The organism is Rhizobium sp. WW_1 (assembly GCF_003610155.1).
GTDB lineage: Bacteria > Pseudomonadota > Alphaproteobacteria > Rhizobiales > Rhizobiaceae > Rhizobium > Rhizobium tropici_A.
The window spans coordinates 234,953-258,165 of sequence record NZ_RAIN01000007.1; the positions used below are offsets into that span (position 1 = coordinate 234,953).

The 23,213-nt window shown below is 59.1% G+C and carries 31 protein-coding genes; 7 read left to right on the forward strand and 24 right to left on the reverse strand.

Going from position 1 to position 23,213, the window contains the following annotated elements; translation table 11 throughout:
- Positions 1-57: 57 nt before the first annotated feature.
- The 23 genes from BJ928_RS21855 to BJ928_RS21965 all read right to left on the reverse strand — a co-directional run bounded on the left by BJ928_RS21855 (position 58) and on the right by BJ928_RS21965 (position 18,161).
- A complete protein-coding gene (locus BJ928_RS21855) occupies positions 58-489 on the reverse strand; it encodes a hypothetical protein (protein ID WP_052227606.1) in 432 nt (143 codons plus the stop codon).
- Positions 490-591: 102 nt separating this feature from the next.
- On the reverse strand, positions 592-1,524 hold the full coding sequence (locus BJ928_RS21860; RefSeq protein WP_047630719.1) for a phage tail tube protein: 933 nt from the start codon (positions 1,522-1,524) through the stop codon (positions 592-594).
- A 35-nt stretch (positions 1,525-1,559) separates the two neighbouring features.
- Positions 1,560-1,979 (reverse strand): hypothetical protein, encoded by a 420-nt coding sequence (locus BJ928_RS21865; protein WP_047630718.1) that lies wholly within the window; start codon positions 1,977-1,979, stop codon positions 1,560-1,562.
- Positions 1,979-2,665 (reverse strand): hypothetical protein, encoded by a 687-nt coding sequence (locus BJ928_RS21870; protein ID WP_047630717.1) that lies wholly within the window; start codon positions 2,663-2,665, stop codon positions 1,979-1,981. Before BJ928_RS21870 ends, BJ928_RS21865 begins: the two co-directional genes overlap by 1 nt.
- Positions 2,665-3,009, reverse strand: a complete 345-nt coding sequence (locus BJ928_RS21875; RefSeq protein WP_047630716.1) for a hypothetical protein — start codon at positions 3,007-3,009, stop codon at positions 2,665-2,667. Before BJ928_RS21875 ends, BJ928_RS21870 begins: the two co-directional genes overlap by 1 nt.
- The gene (locus BJ928_RS21880) at positions 3,006-3,596 is read right to left on the reverse strand and encodes a hypothetical protein (RefSeq protein ID WP_147413929.1); all 591 of its coding nucleotides are present in this window, start codon (positions 3,594-3,596) and stop codon (positions 3,006-3,008) included. The genes BJ928_RS21875 and BJ928_RS21880 overlap by 4 nt, the downstream gene beginning before the upstream one ends.
- 19 nt (positions 3,597-3,615) lie before the next feature.
- Entirely contained in the window at positions 3,616-3,984 is a 369-nt protein-coding gene (locus tag BJ928_RS21885; RefSeq protein WP_047630714.1) for a hypothetical protein, read from the reverse strand.
- Between the two features lie 60 nt (positions 3,985-4,044).
- Complete coding sequence (locus BJ928_RS21890) at positions 4,045-4,449, reverse strand: hypothetical protein (protein ID WP_047630713.1); 405 nt, start codon at positions 4,447-4,449, stop codon at positions 4,045-4,047.
- 74 nt (positions 4,450-4,523) lie between these two features.
- Complete coding sequence (locus BJ928_RS21895) at positions 4,524-5,816, reverse strand: phage major capsid protein (RefSeq protein ID WP_047630712.1); 1,293 nt, start codon at positions 5,814-5,816, stop codon at positions 4,524-4,526.
- A 96-nt stretch (positions 5,817-5,912) separates the two neighbouring features.
- Positions 5,913-6,821: a S49 family peptidase gene (locus BJ928_RS21900; RefSeq protein WP_047630711.1), complete on the reverse strand. Its 909-nt coding sequence runs from the start codon at positions 6,819-6,821 to the stop codon at positions 5,913-5,915.
- On the reverse strand, positions 6,818-8,191 hold the full coding sequence (locus BJ928_RS21905; RefSeq protein ID WP_052227605.1) for a phage portal protein: 1,374 nt from the start codon (positions 8,189-8,191) through the stop codon (positions 6,818-6,820). Before BJ928_RS21905 ends, BJ928_RS21900 begins: the two co-directional genes overlap by 4 nt.
- Positions 8,188-9,906: a terminase TerL endonuclease subunit gene (locus tag BJ928_RS21910; protein ID WP_052227604.1), complete on the reverse strand. Its 1,719-nt coding sequence runs from the start codon at positions 9,904-9,906 to the stop codon at positions 8,188-8,190. The genes BJ928_RS21905 and BJ928_RS21910 overlap by 4 nt, the downstream gene beginning before the upstream one ends.
- On the reverse strand, positions 9,885-10,340 hold the full coding sequence (locus tag BJ928_RS21915; protein WP_052227603.1) for a helix-turn-helix domain-containing protein: 456 nt from the start codon (positions 10,338-10,340) through the stop codon (positions 9,885-9,887). The genes BJ928_RS21910 and BJ928_RS21915 overlap by 22 nt, the downstream gene beginning before the upstream one ends.
- 82 nt (positions 10,341-10,422) lie before the next feature.
- Positions 10,423-10,746, reverse strand: a complete 324-nt coding sequence (locus tag BJ928_RS21920) for an HNH endonuclease signature motif containing protein (RefSeq protein ID WP_245432459.1) — start codon at positions 10,744-10,746, stop codon at positions 10,423-10,425.
- A gap of 261 nt (positions 10,747-11,007) precedes the next feature.
- On the reverse strand, positions 11,008-11,697 hold the full coding sequence (locus tag BJ928_RS21925) for a transcription termination/antitermination NusG family protein (protein ID WP_047630710.1): 690 nt from the start codon (positions 11,695-11,697) through the stop codon (positions 11,008-11,010).
- On the reverse strand, positions 11,681-12,733 hold the full coding sequence (locus BJ928_RS21930; protein ID WP_245432461.1) for a helix-turn-helix domain-containing protein: 1,053 nt from the start codon (positions 12,731-12,733) through the stop codon (positions 11,681-11,683). The genes BJ928_RS21925 and BJ928_RS21930 overlap by 17 nt, the downstream gene beginning before the upstream one ends.
- Before the next feature lie 143 nt (positions 12,734-12,876).
- Positions 12,877-14,880 (reverse strand): DNA cytosine methyltransferase, encoded by a 2,004-nt coding sequence (locus BJ928_RS21935; protein ID WP_047630708.1) that lies wholly within the window; start codon positions 14,878-14,880, stop codon positions 12,877-12,879.
- Positions 14,881-15,180: a hypothetical protein gene (locus BJ928_RS21940; protein ID WP_047630707.1), complete on the reverse strand. Its 300-nt coding sequence runs from the start codon at positions 15,178-15,180 to the stop codon at positions 14,881-14,883.
- Complete coding sequence (locus BJ928_RS21945; RefSeq protein ID WP_047630706.1) at positions 15,177-16,676, reverse strand: MT-A70 family methyltransferase; 1,500 nt, start codon at positions 16,674-16,676, stop codon at positions 15,177-15,179. The genes BJ928_RS21940 and BJ928_RS21945 overlap by 4 nt, the downstream gene beginning before the upstream one ends.
- Entirely contained in the window at positions 16,673-16,873 is a 201-nt protein-coding gene (locus BJ928_RS21950; protein ID WP_047630705.1) for a DUF6525 family protein, read from the reverse strand. Before BJ928_RS21950 ends, BJ928_RS21945 begins: the two co-directional genes overlap by 4 nt.
- A complete protein-coding gene (locus BJ928_RS21955) occupies positions 16,870-17,145 on the reverse strand; it encodes a hypothetical protein (RefSeq protein WP_052227602.1) in 276 nt (91 codons plus the stop codon). Before BJ928_RS21955 ends, BJ928_RS21950 begins: the two co-directional genes overlap by 4 nt.
- Entirely contained in the window at positions 17,142-17,873 is a 732-nt protein-coding gene (locus BJ928_RS38570; protein WP_147413930.1) for a hypothetical protein, read from the reverse strand. Before BJ928_RS38570 ends, BJ928_RS21955 begins: the two co-directional genes overlap by 4 nt.
- Before the next feature lie 24 nt (positions 17,874-17,897).
- On the reverse strand, positions 17,898-18,161 hold the full coding sequence (locus BJ928_RS21965; RefSeq protein ID WP_147413931.1) for a hypothetical protein: 264 nt from the start codon (positions 18,159-18,161) through the stop codon (positions 17,898-17,900).
- Positions 18,162-18,182: 21 nt separating this feature from the next.
- On the opposite strand from BJ928_RS21965, the gene BJ928_RS21970 reads away from it, so the two are divergent.
- Positions 18,183-18,842 (forward strand): S24 family peptidase, encoded by a 660-nt coding sequence (locus BJ928_RS21970; RefSeq protein ID WP_052227601.1) that lies wholly within the window; start codon positions 18,183-18,185, stop codon positions 18,840-18,842.
- A gap of 20 nt (positions 18,843-18,862) precedes the next feature.
- Here BJ928_RS21970 and BJ928_RS21975 read toward each other — a convergent pair whose 3' ends face one another.
- Positions 18,863-19,426 (reverse strand): YbjQ family protein, encoded by a 564-nt coding sequence (locus tag BJ928_RS21975; protein WP_082011823.1) that lies wholly within the window; start codon positions 19,424-19,426, stop codon positions 18,863-18,865.
- Between the two features lie 276 nt (positions 19,427-19,702).
- Between BJ928_RS21975 and BJ928_RS21980 the strand changes: the two genes are divergently transcribed.
- From BJ928_RS21980 to BJ928_RS21995, 6 genes are all read left to right on the forward strand, one after another.
- On the forward strand, positions 19,703-19,894 hold the full coding sequence (locus BJ928_RS21980; protein ID WP_047630702.1) for a hypothetical protein: 192 nt from the start codon (positions 19,703-19,705) through the stop codon (positions 19,892-19,894).
- A 75-nt stretch (positions 19,895-19,969) separates the two neighbouring features.
- Entirely contained in the window at positions 19,970-20,104 is a 135-nt protein-coding gene (locus BJ928_RS39735) for a hypothetical protein (RefSeq protein WP_281024147.1), read from the forward strand.
- A 2-nt stretch (positions 20,105-20,106) separates the two neighbouring features.
- Complete coding sequence (locus tag BJ928_RS38865; RefSeq protein ID WP_047630701.1) at positions 20,107-20,289, forward strand: hypothetical protein; 183 nt, start codon at positions 20,107-20,109, stop codon at positions 20,287-20,289.
- Complete coding sequence (gene dnaN, locus BJ928_RS21985) at positions 20,282-21,436, forward strand: DNA polymerase III subunit beta (RefSeq protein ID WP_047630700.1); 1,155 nt, start codon at positions 20,282-20,284, stop codon at positions 21,434-21,436. The genes BJ928_RS38865 and dnaN overlap by 8 nt, the downstream gene beginning before the upstream one ends.
- Entirely contained in the window at positions 21,433-21,981 is a 549-nt protein-coding gene (locus BJ928_RS21990) for a hypothetical protein (RefSeq protein ID WP_052227600.1), read from the forward strand. The genes dnaN and BJ928_RS21990 overlap by 4 nt, the downstream gene beginning before the upstream one ends.
- A 105-nt stretch (positions 21,982-22,086) precedes the next feature.
- Positions 22,087-23,205: a MazG-like family protein gene (locus tag BJ928_RS21995; protein WP_052227599.1), complete on the forward strand. Its 1,119-nt coding sequence runs from the start codon at positions 22,087-22,089 to the stop codon at positions 23,203-23,205.
- Positions 23,206-23,213 lie beyond the last annotated feature (8 nt).

Sequence of the window (23,213 nt, forward strand, 5' to 3'; positions counted from 1 at the left end):
TCCAGGTATCTGTTTCGGCCGTCCCTTGGCGCAGCTCTCTGGCGCGAAACGCCTTAATCAGTTTCCCAACGCACCCTCGACGAACTCGATGTCGATTTCCGCGACACGGGCTGCGGCGCTTTCAATATCAGCCAAAACCGTGCGATAGCCTGGGTCAGTCAGCACCGTCAGGCCAATCTCTGGCGTGTAAGCGACATCAAGGCCTTTCCAGTCATGCAGGATATGCAGGTGGAAGAGCTTGCCGAGTTCGACCCTCAAGACTTCCTGCGGAATGGGTTTTCTGCGGTAGACCTTGTTCAGACGCTGATACATGAGATCGCGAGCGTTTGTGAAAGCCGTCTTGTTGAGCGAAGACACGTTGTAGGAAACGCCGGGCAGCGTATCGGATTCGATCCAATCGCCCTTTTCCTCGCGCACCTGGTCTCGCTTCAGCGATGCGAGTGAAACGACCTTGATGGAGCTTTCGAGGTCTGCTGTCTTAGTTGCCATGATGGAAATCCTTTGTCGGAAGGGGTGGCCCGGCACCCGACAATGCCGGGCCGTTCAGTGCACTGAAGATTGACCGCGTCGGGTGCGGATCTTTGTTCGCCGTTAGGCGACGTTGCGCTCGATCTTCATGCTGGCGCCGATGGTCGGGCCGTATTTCGCGGTAAACGGCATTGTCAGCGTCACGGCTCGATTGTTACCGGACACCTGCGGATTGCCGTTCATGCCCTTGATCTTTTCGAGCGTCAGCGTGTAGCGGCTGTTCGCCACGGCGCCGAGCGTCAGCGCCAGCGACAGATCCACGTGATCGATGATCGCCTTGTACTGGTCGATGCTCTCGAACAATGCGGTAACACTGCCAGAGCAATCGAAGCGGCCAAGGCCATGGCTATAGGGCGCATACGAGCCGATGATATCGTTGGCGTAAATGTTGTTATTGATGGTGATGCTGGCCGACTGAAGTTTCGGAGACGCGGCGATCCCGCCGAGAACCAGCGAGCCGATATTCAGGGCCGCGTTGAGAACGGGCGTCGTCGTCGCCGGCAGATAGGCAGCGCCGACAACGATCGCGGCGGCCGGATCGGCCACGTCGAGACCCATCACATTCCAGTTGGCAGTCACCGACTGTTTTGCCTGAAAGCTGAGATCGAGCGAATTCATGCGCACGCCAAGATAACGGTCGTATGCCTTGCTGGCGCCGAGATCGAAGGTCTTTTCAAAGGCAAAGGTTTTTGCCATGCGACCATTGATCAAAACATCATCGTTCCAATCATTGCAGAAAAGACCGGCCAGAAGATCGTCAAACGTGCCGTAGCTCAGCAACGTATTGATGCCACCGGTCACCGAGCGGCCGACATCGACGATGTCAGTCACGTCACGGCCGCCCGTAATCTCGTCGGGAATGTCGGTCTGCTTGTTCAGCGCAAGCGTCTCGCTGACGTAGCGAAGCGTCTGCCACTCCGGTGTAGCGGGGATGATGCCCGGCGAGGTTTCAAGCACATAGGCAAGCCGGGTCTGTGAGCCGTCAGCAACGGTCATGATCTGTCTCCTGATGAAGGCCCTACAGGGCAGTTTTAAGGGTTGAACTGCGAAGTGATGTCGCGTCGGTCGCCCGAGATCGACACCGTCATTGCGTAGTAATTGCCGAAGGTGCGGCCCGGCTCGCCTGCGCCAATCGAGATCGAGCGAAACCACATGGCGCCAAGCGGCTGCTCGCGGAACAATGATGCAAGGCGGCCGCCAATCTGGCGCGCCCGCTGACTGCCGGCTCCGTTCGGCGTCATGACGTGAAGATAGATGCCGAAGCCCTCAAGCCATTCGTTGGCACCAGGATCGCCGAAGGTATCCTGCGAGCTGCCGTCGCTGACGAACTCGACATAGACAAACTCTGTCGGCACGTCCGGAAGCTCGTAATTCTCATTCTCGAAAACGAGATCCGTTTCCGCCCATGAGGCAGTCAGATGGTCGTGAAACTCGTCGAAGGCGGAAGGCATCAAAACACCATGTTCATGACAACGGCGGGATAGGTGATGGGCTGGCCGGCTTCGCGATCCTTGCGGCGGCCATAGGCCTTTGCGCCGGCTCCGAGCCGCTGGCGGCCCTTCAGGATATAAGGAATATCCGGGTGGACACCTCCCGAGATGGAAAGCCACTTCGTTTCGAAGGTGAACGCGGCCTGCGTGTTACGGCCCTCATTGCCGAAACGGCGCGCGAGAGCGCGCTTGGTGCCATCAAACACCTGGTAGCGCTTGCCCTTGGCATTGCCCAAGCCGCCCTCGATCTTGCGGATATAGGGCTGGAAATTCGTAATGATCACTTCAGCGCGCGCCGGGATGCCATCGTAATCCGAGACAATGCGCTGCTGCGCAATGACGATGAACGAACTGCGGAACCGTCCGGATTTTGACGGCGAGCGGCTGCGCAGCTCGTCGAGTGCGAAGGTTACGACTGGTTCCCACAGCGCAAACTCATAGACAATCGGACCAGGCGCCTGCACCTCGGTTTCCGACTGTGCCGGCCGACCGTTGACATAGAGGTCATAGACCGGGCTTGCGCCCGCCGAGATCGCATCGGCCAGCTGCTGGCGCGCGAAGGCGGCAAGGGCGGCGCTGATGTCTTTCGCCTCGAGTCCTGCCGTAGCTAGCCTGATCTCGCGATCGAAGGCGTCGAAACCGGCCATCAGCCGATGACCACCAGATTGATGCGGACCAGCGTCGTCTGCATGTGGATCGGCTTAACCAGCTCGATATTGCGCTCGCGGCCGTCGATCAGGAGCTTGTCGCCCTTTTTGAGCGGCACGAGATCGGCCAGCAACGTCGGGCTAAGGACGATGTTCAAGCCGGTTTGATCGATATTGCCGACCAACTGGTCAGCGCTGACGGCGCGCACGAAGGCGGGTACGTCGGTCACCTGATTTTTCGGCGCATCTTTGCCGACCGCGCCGATGTATCGATAAACGCTGATGCGGGCGCCGTTGGCCTTCAGGCTGGCATCGAGCGAGGCAATGGCTTCGGCCGGCGTCATGCGTAGTGCCTCATCCCGCCCAGCAGCCTTTCCGCCGCATCGTGAATGATCTTCGCCGCCGTTTCCGACACGACATATTGTCTGCGGCCGACGCCATCAACCTCGTCGACCTGCAAAAACAGATCGTCCTTTCCGATCGCCTGTAGATACTGGCAAGTCAGCTTGACGGCCTTGCGGATCTGCGCCGGGATAGGGCCTGTTCCCCCGTCAGCAACCGGACGATTGTCGTAGCCGGCACGATAGCGAATGCGAACCGCCTCCGGATAGCAGCCAAGCGAAGGCATATGCCAGACCGGCTTGAACCATAAATAATCGCCCGTTTTGGCGTAGTTGACGGAATCAACGGTGTGCTCGACGCCCTTCGTGTCGGTGCATGAAACACTGACGATCTCGATTACAGGCGCGCATGGCAGCAGCAAATTACGGCCCTGCCATTCAGCAAAGGACCATTCAAGAGTTTGAGCGCCAATCGCGCGACCCAGCCAGCCGTCAGGCCCGTCGATTTCGCCGACGACAGCATCAATCGTTTCTTGATCCACGTTGTCTATATCGGCTGGCGTCAGAAACGGATGCGGTGGCTCGATCACGCGAATAGTCATGGTTGGCTCACTTCGTCAGCTTTTTCAGGGCGGCCTGCGCCGCCTTGGCGGCTGCCTTTGCTTCGTCGAGCGCCGTTTTGGCGACGGGCTTAGCATCTTCAGCGGCCGCGTCAAAAGTGGCCTGAGCGTCGGTTACCGCTTGGTCAGCGTCCTGCGCTGTCTTCAGCGCCTGCTGAAGTTCAGTATCCTGACGATCATCTTCGTCGTCTTCGGCATCTACGGCCAGCCTGTAAGCGCCCTGTGGAAGGCATCCGGCGATGATCAGGCGCTTCGCCTGCTCAACGCCGGGAATCGGGTCGAAGGTTTCGCCACGCTGAAAGCGTCGGCCGTTTCGCTTGTCGACACACTCGGCAAGCACAATCAGATCTTTGCTCATGGGACTATCCTCGGTTCACCGCCAAGGGCGGTATGCTTTCGGGAGGGAAGTGCGAGCCTGTCACTCGTAACGGGAAGCCGACAGAATCGCGATGGCAGCAATGAAGGCGCTGCCCGTGTTGCCTGCTGGCGTGATCGTCAGGCGAAGGTAACGCTTCGGGCCGACATAGCCGATCTTCCGCGTCTGATCGTCGGCGCTGAAGTTGAAGCCGGCTGCAGCTTCGGTGCCCGTCAGCTGCGTGTCGGGAACGGGCGCAGCATCAGCAAGAGCCGGATCATTGCCGTGGTCGACCTGCACCGTAAAGGTGGCGTCGGTATCGGCCAGCTGGCCGGTCAGGATGGCAAACATGAACTTGTCGTATCCGGAGCGATCAACGATCGCGGAAACGAGCGGGGTATTGTCGGTGATCGCGGCGGCCGGGCTGATGGCGCGCTTGACGGCGAGATGAGTTGCGAGATCGCGCATTGCGGTATCCTCTTTGATGGGGTGATGGGAGGTAGGGAGCTTGGCGCTGAATGCGCCAAGCCTGACGCGAGCGGTTAGCCCGGAACGTCGAGCGCGACGAAGGGAGAGACCTCGTAACCGTTCTCTTCCTTGAACGGCGCATTCATCCAGGGCGCGCCATCGACATTCCAGAAGATCTTGATCACGGTCTTGTTCTGCGTGAACTTGACGTGCTCGGAAGCCGCGACATAGGGGCCGGAACCGTCCTTGATGAGATAGTTCGACCAATCGGCAAGGAGAATATCGCCTTTCAGGCCGAGACCAGGCGCGCGGTTGTTCCAGCGGAGTGGATAGCCGAGCAGTGTGCCAGCGAAGCCGCCGACCGCATTCGCCTGCCAGATGTAACGTCCCTGCGGATCTTTCAGGGTGGCGAACTGCGGGAGAGCCGATTGCGGCGCCGACCAAACCGGCGAGCCACCACGCATCAGCAGAACGGCCACCATGGCAACCAGATCCTCATAAGAGACCTGATTTGCGGCCGCGCGGTGAATGAACTTCGTCACAGGGGCGTTGAGGACGCCGAGCGGCTTGGCGACGCCGTCACCGCGATAAAATGCGAAGTCTTCGGCCGCCGCCACGCCACCACGCATGAGGTTTGTCAGGAACGTGCTGGACGCTGCCCAGTTGCGCAGCAGCTTGTCGGTGACCGTGACGAAGCCGGCGATTTCCTTCGGAACCAGGCTGACGGAGCCAAGGCTTGCATCCGTTTCGGGCTTGTCGCCGCCCTCTTCGATCCAGTCGAAGGTCATGCCGCCGAAGACATTACCAGGTGCCGCACCCGACTGATCGAGTGTCGGCATGGTGATGCCGGCATCCGGAGGAGAACCGGCCGGAATGACGTTTGCGCGCGGACGAACAAGCGCATCCTGCGGCTCGACACTCATGATGGTCTGGCTGAACTGCTGCGGGACCATGAAGCCGCCCTGAGCGTCATTGTCCATACGCTGTTCAGCACGACGATCATCACCCTCGCCAGCCGCGCCGACACCTTCGACGAAGTTCAGGCGCTGGTCGTTCGGATTGAAGCGAACAGCATTCAAGAACTGGCCCATATTCTCAAATTCGCGACTGGCCTCTGCGCCGCCGGCACGTTCGATCGGGCTGCGGCGAGAATGAGCGTCGACACGCTGATTGAGAGCATTTTCGACAGTTTCGACGCCCTCAAGACGGCTGATTCGCTTTTCGAGAGCGGAGCTTTCGGCCTGCATATCGTCGAAGCTCTGCTGCTCTTCGGCAGTCAGGTCGCGATCTTCGGCCTCTGCGGTTTCAATGATGCCGCGCATCTGAGCTACAAGCTTTGCGCGCTTCTCACGAAGTTGTTTCAGCATGGGAACCTCTCTTTGCTGAGTACCGGGACATGACTAGAGATCGCCCAGGCCCGGCTTGCCCCTGGAGCGCGATGGAAACCGACAATGTCGGGATGATCAGAGCATCAGGGCGCGCTTTTCGCGCTCAGACGCGAAGGCGCGTCGTCTGCCTTGGGGCACCGCTCCATATTGCGAAGCGCCGAAGCGCTGCAGCGTGTCTTCCAATGTGCCGATCCGGTCGGCCATGCCTTCGGCAACCGCGGGCTCCGCGTCGACCATATCGCCACGGCCAAAGCCCTCGCGAACAGCCGCAAGCGAGACGTTGCGGTTGCGGGCGACGGCACGAACGAATTGATCGTAACTGGCATCAACCTTCGCCTGTTTGCGGGCGCGGGCATCGTCGGAAAGCGGTTCGAAGGGGTTGCCTTCGGTCTTGAACTCGCCAGCCTTGATGATGGTCTTTTTGACGCCAGCCTTTTCAAGAGCGACGCTCAGATCATCATGAACGCCGACAACACCGATCGAACCGACCGCGCCGCTCGGCGTCACGACGATTTCGTCAGCTGCGCTTGCGATCCAGTAAGCTGCGCTGGCTGCGTTGGAGTTGACATGAGCGATGATCGGCTTTGTGCCGCGCGCCTGGTAGATCATGGATGACAGTTCCGGCGTGCCGCTGACAACGCCGCCCGGCGAATCGACATCGAGAATGATGGCTTTCACGCCGTCGTCACGCACCGCGCCTTGAAAGTTGCGGCCGAAGCCTTCCGAACTGGTGCCGCCCGAGATATCGCCAAACATCGACATGCGATTGGCAATGACGCCGCGCAAAGGAAGAATGGCGACGTTACCTTCCTGACGGGCGACGGCCTGTTCCTGCCCTTTGCCAATCTTGGCCTCGATCTCTTCAGCGCTGTATTTCAAGCCCGACGACTGATCGGCCATGAAATCGAGAATGGCCTGCAGCTTGTCCGGATGGATGGCCCAACGTTCTTCTGCCAGCGCCATGATGATATGAGCGTACCTCATTCCTCTTCCTCGCCAAATGCGGTCGCATTGTTCGGACCTGTGGGAGATTGCGCCGTGCCAGGCGCATAGTCTGGATCTGTCGCACGCTCCAACGTGACATAATTGGAGGGCACGAAATAATGGTCACCAGCGGGGCCGATATCGTCCATATCCTCAAGGGCGAGAATATTGTTCGGCGACAGGCCAGCGACCCCGAAGAGCTTCTGATAGAAGTCAGCCCGAGCCGCCATGTCCCCGCGCAAAAGCGCGTTCATGTTGAACTTGACGTAATAACCGTTGGCACGCTCTGAGTCGGTGAAGAGCTTGTAATTCAGCTCCTCCTCCCATGCATTGATCCATGGATCGATGGTCTGACGAACGAAACCGATCATCAGCTGCTCGATCCCGGCGCCGAAGCTGGTTTGCTTCTCCTGGCTCTGCAACAGGATCAGGGGCACATCGTAGATGCGGGCAATTTCCGCGATCTGAAACTCGCGAGTACCGAGGAATTGCGCGTCCTCCGGAGGAATGGTCGTCTGAATGAACTTCATGCCCTCTTCGAGCACCTTGACGCGGTGCGCATTGTCGAGGCCGCCCTGATCTTCCAAGCTCTTCGCAGGACTGGCAGCGTTCGCGTTGCCGTCGCCCCTGCTCTTGATGTTTTGCCGGGCGTTGGCGCTCAACTTGCCGGGGTGCATCAGGAAACCGCCCGATTTCATGTCGTTAGCGAAGAATTTTCCGCCGAACTCCTCCAGTGCCAGCCCCATGCCCACTGCATTGCGGGCCATATGGATCTGCGACAGGCCGACATATCCATCCTGGCTTTGATCCATGATGTGAATCACATCGTCGCTCGCAAGCTCGATCGACTGACCGTTGATTGAACTGCGGAAGAAGTGGTTACCATTCTCGCGAACTGGCGCCGTAACCTCTGGACGAAGCGGAAAGAGGCCGACCGATTGGCCCCGTCGGTTACGCTCGATCTCCAGATAGCCGTTGCCCCACAAAAGCGCATGGCCCTGACCGGTCTTGCGCAGCGTGCGTGAACTCATGAACTCGTTTGGCCGCAGCCCGATCGCCGTTGCAAAAGGGTGATCCTTGTCGGTCACAACTCGCTTCTTCCGGTCATCGATTGTCTGATACATGCGCAACGGAAAGCGCGCGATCGGATTGCTGATACGGTTGACGCACGCATAAACTACCGGCAGGTGGCGAGCAGTATACTCGCTCACATAGACGCCGGATTTTGACTTCGGCGCGATGTGACGCATGAGCCAGCCACTCGGCGACGACAAAGGGCCACCGTCTTGATAGCCGCCCGCAGCCGCAGTCGGAGTCAGATATCCAGCAATTGCGCTGCCCATTCCGCGAAGTCGTGCTGCGATGCTCATAGGTAATCAACCTCAACTTCAAGGATGCCGCGATCCTCATATACGGAGACGCCGGCCGCTTCGGGATTGAGCGCCATCAGCATGAAGGCGTTAAAGAACGCCATCAGCGGATCAATTTTCGACGAGGGTGATTTCTTGTCGATCATCACCAGCGTCGGCCGCTGTTCCAATTTGGCGTTCCCCACGCACCAATTCATCAAGCGGGAGCGGGAATGCTTCAAGGTTCCGTCCTTGAGCTTTCGCTCCGCTCCGAAAATTGCCGGGGTCAGTTTTCCGCCCTGCGGGACCGCGCGAACCTGTGGCTCGACAATGTCGTGCAGGGACAATTCTTCGACGAGAGCCGCAACGCCCCACGCATCGACACCGACGCCGTCTTCTTCCGGCAACAGGCCACTGTCGCGTATCTGGGCAATCAAGGCGGCAGCCTCTTCCGCATCCTGTGTCGGATGCGTACAGATGACCAGGTCTCCATCGTTGGCAAAGTCCCTGAGCTTCTCGGCAATCTCGGGGCGGGCACGAAAGGCATCTTCGTGGCACCATGCCTTGATCCACGCCATCCATTGCCGCGTAACCCTGTGCCTGCCGATCGCCGCGATGCCCCAGAGATCGTCGAGACCGCCAACATCACCGCCGACTGTGATCGCATCCGAGTTTTCCAGCAGATATTCGAGCGTGATCCGCTCATCTTCTGCCGCTTCCCAATAGTCGGCGCCGGTCCAGCGATCGGCGTGCAGGGCAAGCCCTATCTCGACATTCAGATGCTGGGACGCCCATCGGCGGCGCTCTTCCTCACCTTTCTGCGATGCCTCTGTCCACTCTTCGACCAGACGATCGATGGTTATTGAGAGTCCGAGATTGGGAAGGACCATCGGCCAATTGCGAGGGTTCTGCCAAAACTCCTTGTTGAGCTGCATTGCTTCCGAGAACTCATAGAGGATCGGAAGCGTGCGCGCGCCGGTTATGGTTCCATCCCTGACTCCGCGCGCATACTGCAGTTCCGTCTTGAAAGGACCTGACGGCGGTTCATCGCTCTGCGTGGTGATAATGATCAGGAACGATTCCGGGTTCGGAATGAGACCGCCACTGATCTGACCCATGACGCGAGATGCGTAAGAATAGGCAGACATGACGTGCAGCTCATCCAACAGGACGCCAACCGGCTTAACGCCGGTCATCACCTTCATGTCGAAGGTCTTAATCTTCAGCTTCGCCTTGTTGAGGCGATCCTTGATGGTCTTCTGGTGCTCAATGCACTGAAAGCGCTTATCCAGATACTCATCAGCTTGGATCATGCCCATCGCCTGCTGAAAGGCTGTATCGGCAATATCCTGTGTTGGACCGATCAACAGGAATTCGGCGCGTGGGCGCCGGTTCATCAGCAGAGCCGTGACCATAATTCCGGCGCCGCCTGTCGTCTTCGAATTCTTCTTTGGCACAAGGCCAAAGACCTTGCGAACGTGCCGCTCTCCATTCTCATCAAGGGAGCCGAAGACAGCACGGACAATATCGCGGAACCAATCCCCAGCGCCGACTTCCATTGTCGGCTGGTTCGGCACGTCGGGCAGACGCAGCTTGTTGAAAATCTTTACCGCCCGCTCGCCCTCGTCAGCATCAATCGGGAGGTCCGGAACAAGAGAGCGGCCGGATTTCAGGCGTTCGATCCAGTCAGGACAGGAGAACTGCCACTCTGCCTTTATTGAAGAAGCGTACCCCATTCAGTCCCTTCATGAGCGGTTTGCGCTTCGCGGTTGGCCGTTTCCTTTTTGCCGAGACGTTCTTCCTTCTCCGGCTTTGGCTGAAGTGGAACCGCTGGCTTGCCCTGCTTTTCGATCACATCAAAGATGCGAGAGATCGCAACCGAATTGCCGAGCTTCATTTTCTTGAAAGTGACTTCCAGAGCCATGCCCTCGATCATGTCGAGACCGTGTTCAAGCTCTCGGGAAAAATTCTTGCGTAATGTCTTCTCATCGCATCCGATGTACTTCGCAATTCGCGCCTGCGTCCAACCGGCCGCGCGCAACAGAGATACAAGCTCTTGATTTTCCTTCGACTTTGCGAACGAAGGACGGCCGCGTCGATCCTTGATCGGCAATACCGGGTCGCCAAACAGGTCGACTTGCTGCGTCAGGGGTAAAATTTCGTCAGGCACGGGAAAAAAATCTCCGAATGTGACCCATGCGGTCTACGGCCCTAGGGGTTCCGAACTTTTGAGCCCCCCCCTACCGGCAACGCTACCAGGCGCGGAAGCCGCTGCGCTCTTCGCGCTGTTTCAGGCTGTCGTGGCAGTGCTTGCACAAGGTCTGAAGGTTGCCTTCATCCCAAAACAGTTCGTGATCACCTTGGTGCCGGATCTTGTGGTCAGCAACGAGCTGCGATGTATCGACAACGAAGCGCCCGCAGCTTTCCATCCGGCACGTGAACATGTCACGCACGAGAACGGAAAGGCGAAGCTCCTGCCATGCTGCGGTCTTGTACCACTTGCGCCAAGGCTGCTCTTCATCCCGACGTGCGGATGGCGCTAAGGCGGCAGCCTTAGCGCCGATGCGCGGTGTCATCGGTCTAACTTTTGGTTTGATCGATGACAGCTTGCCCATAACCATTATACGAAAAAAGGCGACCAATCGGCCGCCTGTCTGTAAGTCATAGCTTGCGCACTGGCCTTGAATCGATGTCTCCGCTGAGACGTTCAAGGCGGGGTCTGCCCGGTTACCAACCTGAGAGTTTCCTCTCTTTGCCTCGCGTCCTGCCGAGGCATTCAGGGCCGAAGCCCAAGGGTACACTGAGATCGCAGATCATCCCGTTGAGGCGATTTGTACTCACAGTTTCTGGAGATTCGCAAGTGGCGTGTTGAGCTGCCCTGTTTGGCCCATCAGCCTGTATTCGACCTTGCAGCGCTTCTCGCGACCCTTCAGCTTCTTGAGCACTTTCGCCTCAATTCCAGAGAACGGGCCAAGGGTAATCCTGACTTTGTCGCCCGGCGCTATCGTCGCATTCTTGAACTCCTGCGCCAACCGTTGGCGCACTCGCTCTTCCTCTTTCTCCTGCATGACCGCATTGAATTGGCTGATCGATTCATCCGACACTCGGTATGGTCGCGCCCATCCGCCGACGATCTCGGTCACATGCTGAATGCCAAGCAGGCCGCGAAAAGCCTCGTTGGAAGGGACGCAGCGAACCAACGCGAAACCGGGTAGCCAGAGCCTACCGGGAAACCTCCACAGACGGCCTCGCCGCATGACGGTCTGCTCCGGCTCTCGCAACAGAAGGCATTCCACCTTGTCATCAGTCAGCGCCTTTTCCACAGATGTTTCCCTGCCGGTCAAGACATGGAGGCAGTACCAGCCAGCCAAATCCGGATTCTCGTCAGCCACGCGCTTGCTCGCTGCCACGATCTCACGGATGCGGATACGATGGAGGCTGATCGCGGTATCCTGCTTGTCGGATGCAAACTGGCGGATATCGAGAGGTGCCCCGGAAATGCTATCCCGCTTATGCTGCATCGTCATTGCCCGCCTCGCTGATCGTTGAGATGAAGGTTGCCAGGGCATTTTCGACGGCCTCGTGCAGATCTTCGGCCCGGTCGTCGACTGCGGGAAACCAGACGTAGTCGTGGGGATGCTCGATGAACGGCCACCCATGGCGCTCGTGTAGATCAGCCCACGCAGCAAACAATGCGCTGTCGCTCTTCACCTGACGAAATTCTGCCACCGATGGGAGCAGCGCCAGCGACGTGATGAACGGCTCCTTGCGCCGCGCCAGATCGCGCATGGCGGTCACCAGCGGCCAGCCGTGCTCAAGGCGCTTACTGTGCGTCAGCGCCTCCCTGCTGGCTCTCCCTGCGGCGATCTCGCGTTCATCAAAGGCCGTGAAGATGACGCGGCCCGATGGCTCCTTCGACAGCGCTGCCAAGCGCGTTCCCATCCACAGCTTGCCGCAGACCTTGGCAATGCCTCGTGTCGGCGCAGCCGTCAGCTCGTCCGGCATGTCGCGCCATCCCCTGTTTTTCAGGAAGACGGATGCAGCCGGGATCTCGTCGGCCTTAGCCCATCGCAGATAGAGCGGGGTTCGCTCGATGCATTCGGCGCGCTCCTCGTCGCTCATGGCGAACCAGGCGTTTCGGGCGTAACCGACTTCACCTTTTTTCCAGGTGGCGTACCAGAGCGTGAAATCTCGCTCGATCTTCTTTCGATCAGACCGCTTCAAACCCTCTTCCGCGCCAGCGCTCGCTTGGTAGGAGTCAGTATTTGGTAGATCTAAGTTATTACTAGGTGCCGATTTTACCGGCGACGGCGAAACCGGCGACGGTTCTGCCGTCGCCGGTAAATCCGTCTGCGGTAGAAATGCAACACTCTCCGGCTGCGCTGACTGATCAGATGGAATGCCGGCGCTTGGCTCATCAAAGATCACAAGAACGGACGATCCGAATTTGCCATCCTCGCGCACCTGCTCGCGCTCCGCATAGCCGAACTCGACCAGCTCGGCGATCATCTTGCGGGCCTTGTCGCGTCCGCAACCGCCCTTCTTGATGATGTCGCCGATCACGACGATCCAGTTATCCGGCTTGGACAGCAGATAGCCAAGCAGCCACCGAGCTTCCATGGAAAGGCGGCTGTCCTCGAATATGCGATTGGGCACCGCAACATAGTTGGCGTTGCGCGCGCCGCGCCTGATTGTCGCTTCGCTGCTCATGCCGCCAACCTCTCGACGCGGCAATGATCTGCGTTGGCAGCAGCCAGCGCAGCAGCGACGACGGGCGAAACCGAGTTGCCGACGCAGCTGACCTGCACGGACTTCGGAAACGCGCGCCAGACCGCTTCACCGCCCGTTTCGGGCGCGATCCAGACGCCGTCAATGATGTACTGTTGCGGAAATCCCTGAGCGTTATACAGCTCGCGCGGCGTCAGCATTCGCATGCCGATATCGACGATGACGAAGGTTTCGCCGTCTATGACGATCGTCACGAACTCGCGTTCGTCCCAAAAGCCATACGACCGAAGGAAGTCGGCAACCTGACGTGCTCGAGTCGCCTGCGCTTCCGTGAAGGGTGGCGCACTGATCGACGCCTCGACGTGGCCGTGACGGTCCTTGGTGGTGATCGTGCGGCAAGGACGATCTTCCTCGCCGCCGTCGCCGGTTCCATAGTAGGCCTGCAGGTATGGCGCAACGAGCAACGATTTGCCGCCGCCATCTGCTGTCGTCGTCGCCAACGGCTTTTCTGCATCGTGTCCGGTCGACGTTCCGAACTGACGCGAGATGAAGGCGGTCATCACACCTTGTTGCGCACCGGTTGACGTTACTGTCGAGAGCGGCGCTTCTGCTGGACGCCCCGGATTTCCTAAGCCGCTATGGCCGTCAATATTATGCTGGGCCAGGAAGGCCGTAGCAACGCAGTTCTGATCTTTCTTGCTGGCCGTGATGGTATGATGAGGCTGCTCGACGCTCCGAACGGAGCCGCCTTGCTGAGCGGCAGTCAAGACGGGTGCAACAAGCGTCAGACCGGCGCCGCCTGCCGTGATGGTATGCGTCGGCTCGTCAGCGCCATTGAATGGCTTGCCGGAATTGCGCATCGTCATCAGATGCGGCGCGACGATCGCGTGCCCAATACCTCCGGACGTCACGACGCCGAAGGGATCTGAAAGAGGATATTCTCGCCTACCGCCGCTATCGCCGTGTGCGATCGAGATGAGCGACGGCGACACGACAGCCTTTTCGCCGCGATGTGCCCCGGTGATGGTATTGAACGGCTGCGCCAGATCCTCGCAGCGCGCGCCGTGCGTCAGGTTGACGATAAAGGGCCTCTCTGCGTCGAGAACATAGCGCTTCATTCCCCGCGCCACGCGAGCCATGGTGTTATCCGCGAGGGGTCGAACCGCCTTCACGCCATGGCTGACCTTGATTTCTTCGACCGTTGCGAAGATCGAAGGGCACGGCAATGACCAGTCGATGATCTCAGCAGCAGTGCGCCATGGCAGCTTGCGCCCCGCGATCACCTCTGGGTCATCAGGCGCGGCATGGGTTGGCTTCGGCCAGACGACGGGGTGACCATCGAAACGGATAATGACGAACAGGCGCTTACGGATCGTCGGCGCACCATAGTCGCAGGCGCGCAACTCGCGATGCTCGATCTTGCCGCCAAGCTTGCGGATCGACTTGCACCACTTCCTGAAGGTTTCGCCTTTCCGCTCCGGATCGGGCATGAGGCCGCGATCCGTCTGCACGAGCGGGCCGTAGTCCTTGAACTCCTCGACATTCTCCATGATGATCACGTCGACCTTGCCGCCGCTCTTCTGGATGCGCTCCACCCACGCCGGAATGATCCAGCAGAGATCGCGAATGTTGCGCTCGACGGGCTTGCCGCCCTTCGCCTTGCTGAAGTGCTTGCAATCGGGGCTGAACCACGCAAGCCCGATATGGCGCCCGCTGAGATAGTCCAGCGGATCGACCTTGTAGACGTTCTCCGACAGGTGGAGCGTGTCGGGATGGTTCGCAGCATGCAGCGCCAGCGCATCCGCATTGTGGTTGATGGCAATATCAGGCGACCGCCCTAAAGCCATTTCGATGCCGGTTGATGCGCCGCCGCCGCCAGCAAAGCTATCTATGATCATCGGCGGCAATCGCCCGCCGTCACCCTGCATGGTGGCGAATATCTGAGATGTCGTCGCTTCCCCGAAAAGTGTCCCCGCGTACATTCATGCCCCCAGGTTGCGCGGCGGCAGGCCGCTTGCGATTCTGTCCATGCGACCGCGCGCACTCTCGATCCCGATCAGGTCGATGGGACCGCCGTCGTCGCGGCGCGAATTGCGAAGAAAGGAAAGTTCGGCGTCGAGGTAGGTGACGCCTGCTTGGAAGTGAGCGAGCCGCAGGCAACGGCGGATCTCGATTTCATCGCGCAGCAGCTGCGCGAGCGGCGTGCGGATCAGCCAGCGAGCACGCTGCTGATCAGCCTCGGCGTCTTCAAGGCTTTCGACATCAGGAAGGAAGTCCGTCATGCGGCCTCGCCTTCCGGCGTTCCCGCCTGATTACCCCAAAACTCCCATTTGCCGTTGAGCCGGATATCGCCCGGTTGCAGGCTCTCCTTGCGCTGGAAAAGCTCCAGCTTGCGCATGTCGGGATAAAGCCGCTCGATCTCTTCCGCGAACCAGACCGGCTTGCGGCTATGCTCGGTCTTGACCTCGCTGTAGAGGCTTTCCGGTTTGGCCGTGTAGAGGTCGATGCCGGGGAAGTTGCCGCGCTTGCAGATGATCAGGTGCTCGGTGCGGTCGCGCACCCATCGGCCCATGCCGATATTCACCTTGTCCCATGTGATCATGCTGACGTAGGTGAAGCCCCATGCGCCGATGATCCGCAGCGCATCGGCAAGCCGGTTCGTTGTGGTCCAGAAGTACAGGATCGCGTCCTGCGTGAACGGGCTGCGCTCGCCAGCGCAGAGCGCCATCAACTCGTCGACCGTCATCGCAGGATAAGGCAACCCCTTGTCCTGTCCGGTTTCGTCGCTCCATGCCTCCTGCTGCCACGGCACGTCGCAGTATCCAACGGCATAGGCGGCGCGTGGCATCTCGCCCGCTACCCGCTCACCTTTTTCGGCGATGTGATTGATAAGGGCCGTACGGATCATGCGGGAATGCTGCTGCCGCTCGGTGCGGATGGCTTTCGCCTTGGCGATCACCTCCTTTTTTTCGGCCCGCAAAACCTCTTCCTGCGCCTGTCGCTCAAGGTAGCTCAGCGATTCACCGGCATTCACCGATATCCTGCCGGTCTCGATGGCTGCGAGCAGCGCGGGGGCGCCCTGCTCCCGCACGCGCTTCGCGGCGATTACGGCCCGCTCCGAAATCGACAGTCGGCGCGCCGCCTCTCGGGTCGGCAAATTTGCTGACCCGGCCGTCGACTGGTTCATGCCGCGTTCCCAATCGACGATCTTCGCCGCCACCATGGCGCGCTGACTTTCGCTCAGATGGCGACGGCGCAGGTTGAGCGACAGGACGAAACCGAGCGGATCGTCACCCTCGTAATCCTTGGTCCATGGATCGATCCCGATCCGGTGGCAGGCCTCGTCGCGGTTTCGTCCGTCAATGATCTTGCCATCGAGAATCCAGACCGGCTGCTCCTGTCCGCGTGCGCGTATGTCTTCCGCCAGTTCATCGAGTTCCGCCTCCGAGAACATCGGGAAAAGACCGGCCAAGGCATGATGTGGAATGCGGTCTGGATAGCGAGGGAGATCATACCTGCTTCCGTAGCTCTCGACGGTCCGCAATGGTGCCGGTTTCCTCGCCTCATGCGGTTCCAGCTGCGCGGCAATGTGCTCGTGCGCCTTGTCGGTCGGATACCATCTGCTGCCATCCTTTTTATCGCGAGACAGCAGGCGGCGGCCATTGAGCTGCGTCGCCGATTTCCGGTCGCGTTCGTCAATTGCAACAAAGACGCCCTCTGCCACCGCGATTTGCAGGATGCGACTTGCCCGCTCGCCCGGTTTCATCTTGTCGGTCATCGCGCGGCCCTCCGCTCGAAACGGAGAATTCCGCGCAGAATCGTTTCCACGTTGCGGCCCTGCGCAATGCGGGCTGCTGCGGTCTCCTTGGGGTCATAGACAAATGCCGCCCCGGCGATGGCTTGCCGGAGCGGCTTTGGCAGAGAATCGAATGCCCGCATGGCTTCGATCAGTGACGACCTGGTGCGCTTCATCATTCGCACCTCATCAAACGATCGAGAAATTCTCGTCCCTTGCCGAGCATCCAGATGCATTCCGGATCACGGACATCGCGGCGCACATAACCGCAGACCAGCGCGCGGCCGACCGCCTCACGGTCTGCGTTCAGCTCCATCCGGTATGGCTTTCGCGCGTGAGCAACCCGGCGTAGAAAGGCGATGCCGCGCGGCCCCATGGCTGCGCCATTAGCTACCGTCTGGTAGTTCGGCTCGGGCATCTTGCCGGCGTAGGGAATGCGACGGGCGCTCATAACGGCGCTCCCTTCAATCCCTTGATGAGATCCTGCAGCTGCACGAGCAACGCCTCGGCAACAGGCAGGATCTCCCGCCGCTCGCGATGGTCGTAGCCATCGGGCGCGTATCGGATCAGCATGGAAAGCAGCTTGCCCTGCGTATCGGAGAAGGCGCCGACATCTTCCATGTCCGGCTCATCTGCCGTCGCCGCATCGGTCGTCAGGCGGAAGCCCTGCAACTGAGCCAAGTGCTCAGTAATGATCGGATAGCCAAGAACACGCTCAAGATCAGCGACGACATCAATCGGCATGAACTGCTTTTCATGGGCTGGATTGCCATACTCAGAAAGCTTGCTTTCGACGACGCGCGTATCGTTGGCGAAGTTGGAGCCGCCGACATTGCGGATCGCCCGCTGCGTCAGCATCTTCAGGTCCCGCCGCTCCTCGGGAGTGGTCGGACGGATATTTTCAGGTTTTTGAGCGCGCAAAGACACCTCCCCGGTCAAGGGAATTTTTTCCAAAAAGATTCCGGTGAAAGACGCGGGAGAGTTCTCTAGCGTCGTAGAGTCCAAGCGATCACGGAGGGCCGCATGCCCAAGGCACACAGAAATCAAAGGAGCTGCCAGAGCGAAGGGAAACGCTCTGGCAGCAGCGCGCACCGAGACACAGGAAACGGCGCCGAGGGAACTGACCGCGCCAGCCAGGCGAAACCGGCGCGGTTGATCGGCGACCAGAGATGCGGCCAAGGTCGCCAGATAGGAGGAGGCTCATCATTCGGCAGCCTCGCGCACCGAGTGCTCAATCTCAGCCTGAATACGATTGTATGTATCGATGCTGATCGATTTGCCGCTGCGTAGCCTCGAAAGAAGCTTGCCGTCGTTCACGACTTTCTTGCCAAACGTACTCTCTGCCATGCCCGTCTGATGGCAGTAGCGCTCAATACCTTCGATGATGGATTGGGTCGTGATCATTGCGCAAAAATGATGGGCAATAACCCATTTGTCAATGGGCAATAACCCAAGTGACTTTTTCAATAGATTGGGCAATCTCCCACCATGTCGGACATCTGGAAAGAGCGCCTCAAGAAGGCGTTGGAAGATAAAGGTTTGAACATGAAGACCGCCTCCCTGGCAGCAGGGAAAGGCGAGACGTTCATTCGCGACCTCTTTGATCGTGATCGCACGCCATCGATAGACAACTTCCTAGCGATTGCGCGCGTGGTTGGGCGCCCCGCGTCTTACCTCCTAGGGGAGGATTCGGCGGCGCCTTCAGGCTTGCGCGGCGTGGAAGTCGGCGCGCCGATACAAGCCGGAGCGTGGTCTGAGACTTGGGAATGGGATTATGACGAGCGATATACAGTAATGGTGCCAGACTATCCGGAGTATTCGTCGTTTCGCCTCTACGCCGCTGAGGCTCGCGGCACCTCGATGAACAGGCGATATCAGGAAGGCACCGTACTGGTCTTCGTCGATGTAAACGAGACAGGCGAATCACCGCTGCCCGGCAAACGCTACATCGTCGAGAGAAAACGAGCATCTGGCGAAGCTGAGCACACGGTAAAACTGCTGCACGCTGACCAGGACGGGAAGTTGTGGCTTATGCCAGAGTCGGATGACCCTCGCTTTCAGGCCGCAATTGCCATTGACGACGGCACGGAAGATGGAGATGTGGTAGCGATAATCGGTCGGGTGGTAGCTGCGGTGACAAAAGAATAGACGCCGCAGGACCTACTGATCTAAGCAAGCTTTACAGCCGTTCCGCTCGCTGCAACAAAGAGAATGCCTCCGGTAACGCCTGAGCTGGTGGTTGCTTCATTGTAGTCGATATCTATCGCAATTACCGCGTCTGCTCCCAACTCAAACGCTTCCTTTTTCAGCTGCGCTAGGCAACTCTGCCGCGCCTCTTTGAGCGTGTTTTGAACATTTCCGCTTCTGCCGCCAACAATGTCGCGAAAGCTGTTGGCAAAGTCCTTCAGGACGCTTTGCGCAATCGCCACCTCAGTCGCGACAATTCCGACCACCTCGATGATTTCTCTTCTTGGGATATCAATGGAGGTGGTCAAAACAATCGACTTGAGCCGCTGGCTTTCCTCTTTCGCGCGACACTCGTCACACACACCGTCTGGGGGCAGAAGAAAGTAACTGCCGTTGCAGCGCGTGCAGCGCAGCCCCTGTTTGGCCGGCTCGCCCCCCTTGGGTGCGGTCAGCCCGTTGCTCTTCTTCAGTTCGCATCCAAGGCAGATGCCATCCGTAAGAAGGGAAGAATGTAGGTTCTGCTGGCATATCGAGCAGGCAGGCATAGTTGCAATCTCCCCAGGCGCCCGGCGACGTAACCATCCTTGCTCGCAACAGTAAAGCATTATCAAACTGCAACTGCGTCTCTCACCAGTGTTGCTGAGAGTAGGGCAACCGATAATGGGTTATTGCCCATTGACAGAATGGGAAATTGCCCATTATGTTTTGATCCGTCCGGTGATCTCCTCCTCCCATCCCGGATACCAAAGGCCGCCGTCGCTTATCCTCCTCCCGAGCGACGGCGGCATGGTTCCCGGAGGCTTCTTGAGAGGAAACAGACCATGCAGACAGCAGCATACAACCCCGTACGTGCCCGCAATATTGCGCGGGAAATGGCCGAAGCCGCCCGCGAGCGCGGCGAGAGCCTGACCAAAGGCGAATTTCTCCGCCTCGGCTTCACCGAAGAGCAGATCACCCGCCACGCACATGATGCGTCGGTGCTCTACGCGCAGTCGCTCAATCGCGCAGCCTGATCCGATCCGGTTGGGCAGCCGCCACGTCTCACCCCTGGCGTCGGCGGTTTCCCAATCGGATGCGAGAGGCAACCCATGAATTACTTCACCCCGGCAATCGGCAGACTGCAGCAGGCAAAGCGCAACGGCTTCGCCGCCATCTTCCTGATCATTCTCATCAACGACCTGCTGGCTGCTGCGGCTGTCCTGCTTTTTCGCTTTGGAGGTTGATTATGCGCGACGTATCGAGAACAGACATTGAAAACCTCTATCGTGCCGTCGCTGATGGCGAGCCGCGCCGAGAGGTCTTGCAGATGATGCACGATCTCTTCGGCCGGCACTATGAGCTGCGCCCCCCCGTCGACGAAATGCGCCTTGCGGATCGCTGCCAGCCGGGAAATCATACCCATGGCTAAGGCGCAACCTCTCTTCCGCGTCCATCGCACGCAGCTCCTGCCGGCGCTCGATGCCACATTCGAAGCGGTCGACAAGAAGGCCAAGAATCCGAACCTCGGGAACATCTTCCTGCTTCCCGATGCTGACATGCTCACGGTGCGGGCGACAGATCTCGACATCGAGATTGAGACCACCTGCGAGCTTCTTGATTGCGGCGACGAGGCGCAGGCCTTTACCGTCAAGGGTGCGGATCTGCGCGACATCGTCCGCAATCTGCCGGAGTCGGCGGAAATCGAATTCTTGCCGGGAGCCTATAACGGCCAGATCCGCATTCGATCCGGCAAATCCAGCTTCTCGATTTTCAGCCTGCCAGCGAGCGACTTCCCGTCGATGGCAACCGAGCTTCGCGGAAGCACATTCGAGATTGCCATGCCTGATGTGACCGCCGCGTTTTCCAAGGTCGCGCATGCCGTGCAAACGAAGGATATCGGCCGTCCCTTCATGATGGGCATCCACATGCACCCCATGCAGGATGAACGACTCGGCTTCGCTGCGCTCGATGGCATTGGTCTCGCTGCAGTCCAGATCCGCACGGAACGCCTTCTGGACTTTCCCGGCATCATTATTCCGCTGAAAACGGCGCAGGTCATCCGCAGGTTGTTCGACGAGGTGAAGGAGCCGGCAACCATAGAGGTAGCCGACAACCTGATCCGCATCAGGTGCAACGGCGTTTCGCTGCTGTCGAAGCTGATTGAGGGAAAGTTTCCCGAACACTATCTCACCGCCGCACCATCGGACTACGAGCGGGAGATCTTCGTTACCGTCGCTTCACTGAAAGCCGCAGTCGCTCGAGTCTGCCTTGTGGCGTCCGAGACCGATAAGGACGGTATCAAGCTTACCCTTGAGCGCGATACGATGCGCGTGGAGCTGACCAGCAAGGAAGGCGAGTCGGCCATCGACTATGTGCCTATCCAGTACGAAGGCGAGACCGGCTTTTCCATCGGCCTTAACAACGAGGCCCTGCGCGGCATCCTGAACACCGTCGATACGCAGGATGTCATTGTCCGCTTCGGCGGCTCCCTGCCGAACGCAGTCTTCCTGCCCTCCGTTGGCGCTGCCGAGCTGTATGTGATTTCGCCCATGATGGCGCGAGGTGCCGAGGGATGATGAATCTCGATCAAGCGCGCGCCCTATACCCTGACGCCAAGCAGCTTGCAGGCCTCGCCAGCGAAGAGTTTGTCGAGTCGTATGATACCAAGACCGGCAAAGCCGAAATCTGCGTCGTCGACCGCCTAACAGGCTTAGTCGAGCCGATCGCACATCTGACGATCGATTGCTCATATGACGATCGCCAGCTTCTCCTGAAGGCGCCGCAGCTCGTGCGCGCACTGCTGGTGCTTGCGGAGACGGCATTTGCCAAGATCCGCAGCCTTGAGCCTCCGCAGGATCGGTGGCAGAGCCAGCAGCCTCGCGACGAGAAGCCGAAAGACTATGCCGCCGAATGCGCGATGAAATGCAGCGATCGCATGTTCCGGCAGTTCCTCGTCGAGCGGCACAACGTTCCCGACGTGGCCGATACCGAGCGCATCGCCGTATCCGTCCGCAACATCCTCCGCATCAAGTCGCGAGGCGACCTGAACAAAGATCCTGCCGCCGCTTCGCGCTGGATCGAGTTCCGAGGCTCATTCGAGGCTTGGAAGCGCCATGGATGATCCTGACCCTTGGCAACTCGTCATCCTCCTATCCTTCAATTGGGCTGCGCTCGCGATCCTCTTCGCGCTGCTGCTGCTCGTCTTCCGCAAAAGGAGAAATCGGAAATGAGCATCACTCTTGCGGATCTGCGCGCCGCCAATATCACGAGGCAGGAGGAATGGTGCCCTGACCAAAAGCCGGACCTATCGTTTCGCGGAAACGAGCTTGCCGGCGAAAGCGGCGAGGCCTGCAACCAAATCAAGAAGCTTGAACGTGATCGCCACGGTTGGCGCGGCTCGAAAGGATCGGTCGCACAGCTCGCGGAGGAGCTTGCCGATACGGTCATATGCGCGGATCTCGTCGCCATCACAGCCGGTATTGATCTGGAGGCCTCCGTTGTCGCCAAGTTTAATGCCACAAGCGACGCCAACAATCTAAGGACTAGGCTGCCAGCCCAATTGGGTAGCTCAACTCAACCGTTGATAGAGAGTAGTATTGCTTATGTTGACTCGGATGCCACCCCCGAGCCAATCAGTGCAGCGTCCGACGATAGCCCCCAAAATCAGTCGTCGGACGCACGCGCGCTTAAGGCCTTCATCGACTATTTCATCAGGAACTATCCCGGCCCCGATACGGTAATCTTCGATCCGAAGTGGCATGCGCCGAAAATCTTCCGTGCTGCACTGCAAGCGATCAGAGATGCGCAGTCTATCAACGGCAATCTCCTTTCCAATGCGCTTGAGATGACCGGCTGTGAGAACGAAGAAGATCTGATCGACATGGCGAATGTCGGCCGCTCGCTGATGGACAAGATCGGCCTCTACACCAAAGCACCTAGCCTGCTAGAAGATTGGTCGCCTGCCGATGATCCGGCTGAGATCGTCGGTGACCTCTACAATCGTCTTGAGGAATCGCTTGCTTGCCATCGTCAGGCGCTGGACGAAGCCAAGACCGCGAATGCGATCATCGGGCAAATCGAGACGATCTTTCCGAACTGGCGAGCCTATCGGGACCTCGTCGACTGTGTCGACAGCAGCCTGCCGCTAGTCTCCCCGCATGGATTTCGTTGGCTGGACCGGCCGATCACGGTCACCGGAGGCGACTACCGCTATGATGGTCAGCTTCTTTGCTCATTCCCGAAGGCGCCAGGCGGCGCGGTGCGTTACATCGTCCGCGATGGGAACGGCCGGCTTTTCATCCACAATGCCGCGCAGTGCGGGCTGGAGGTATCCAATGCGAATTAAGCCCATCT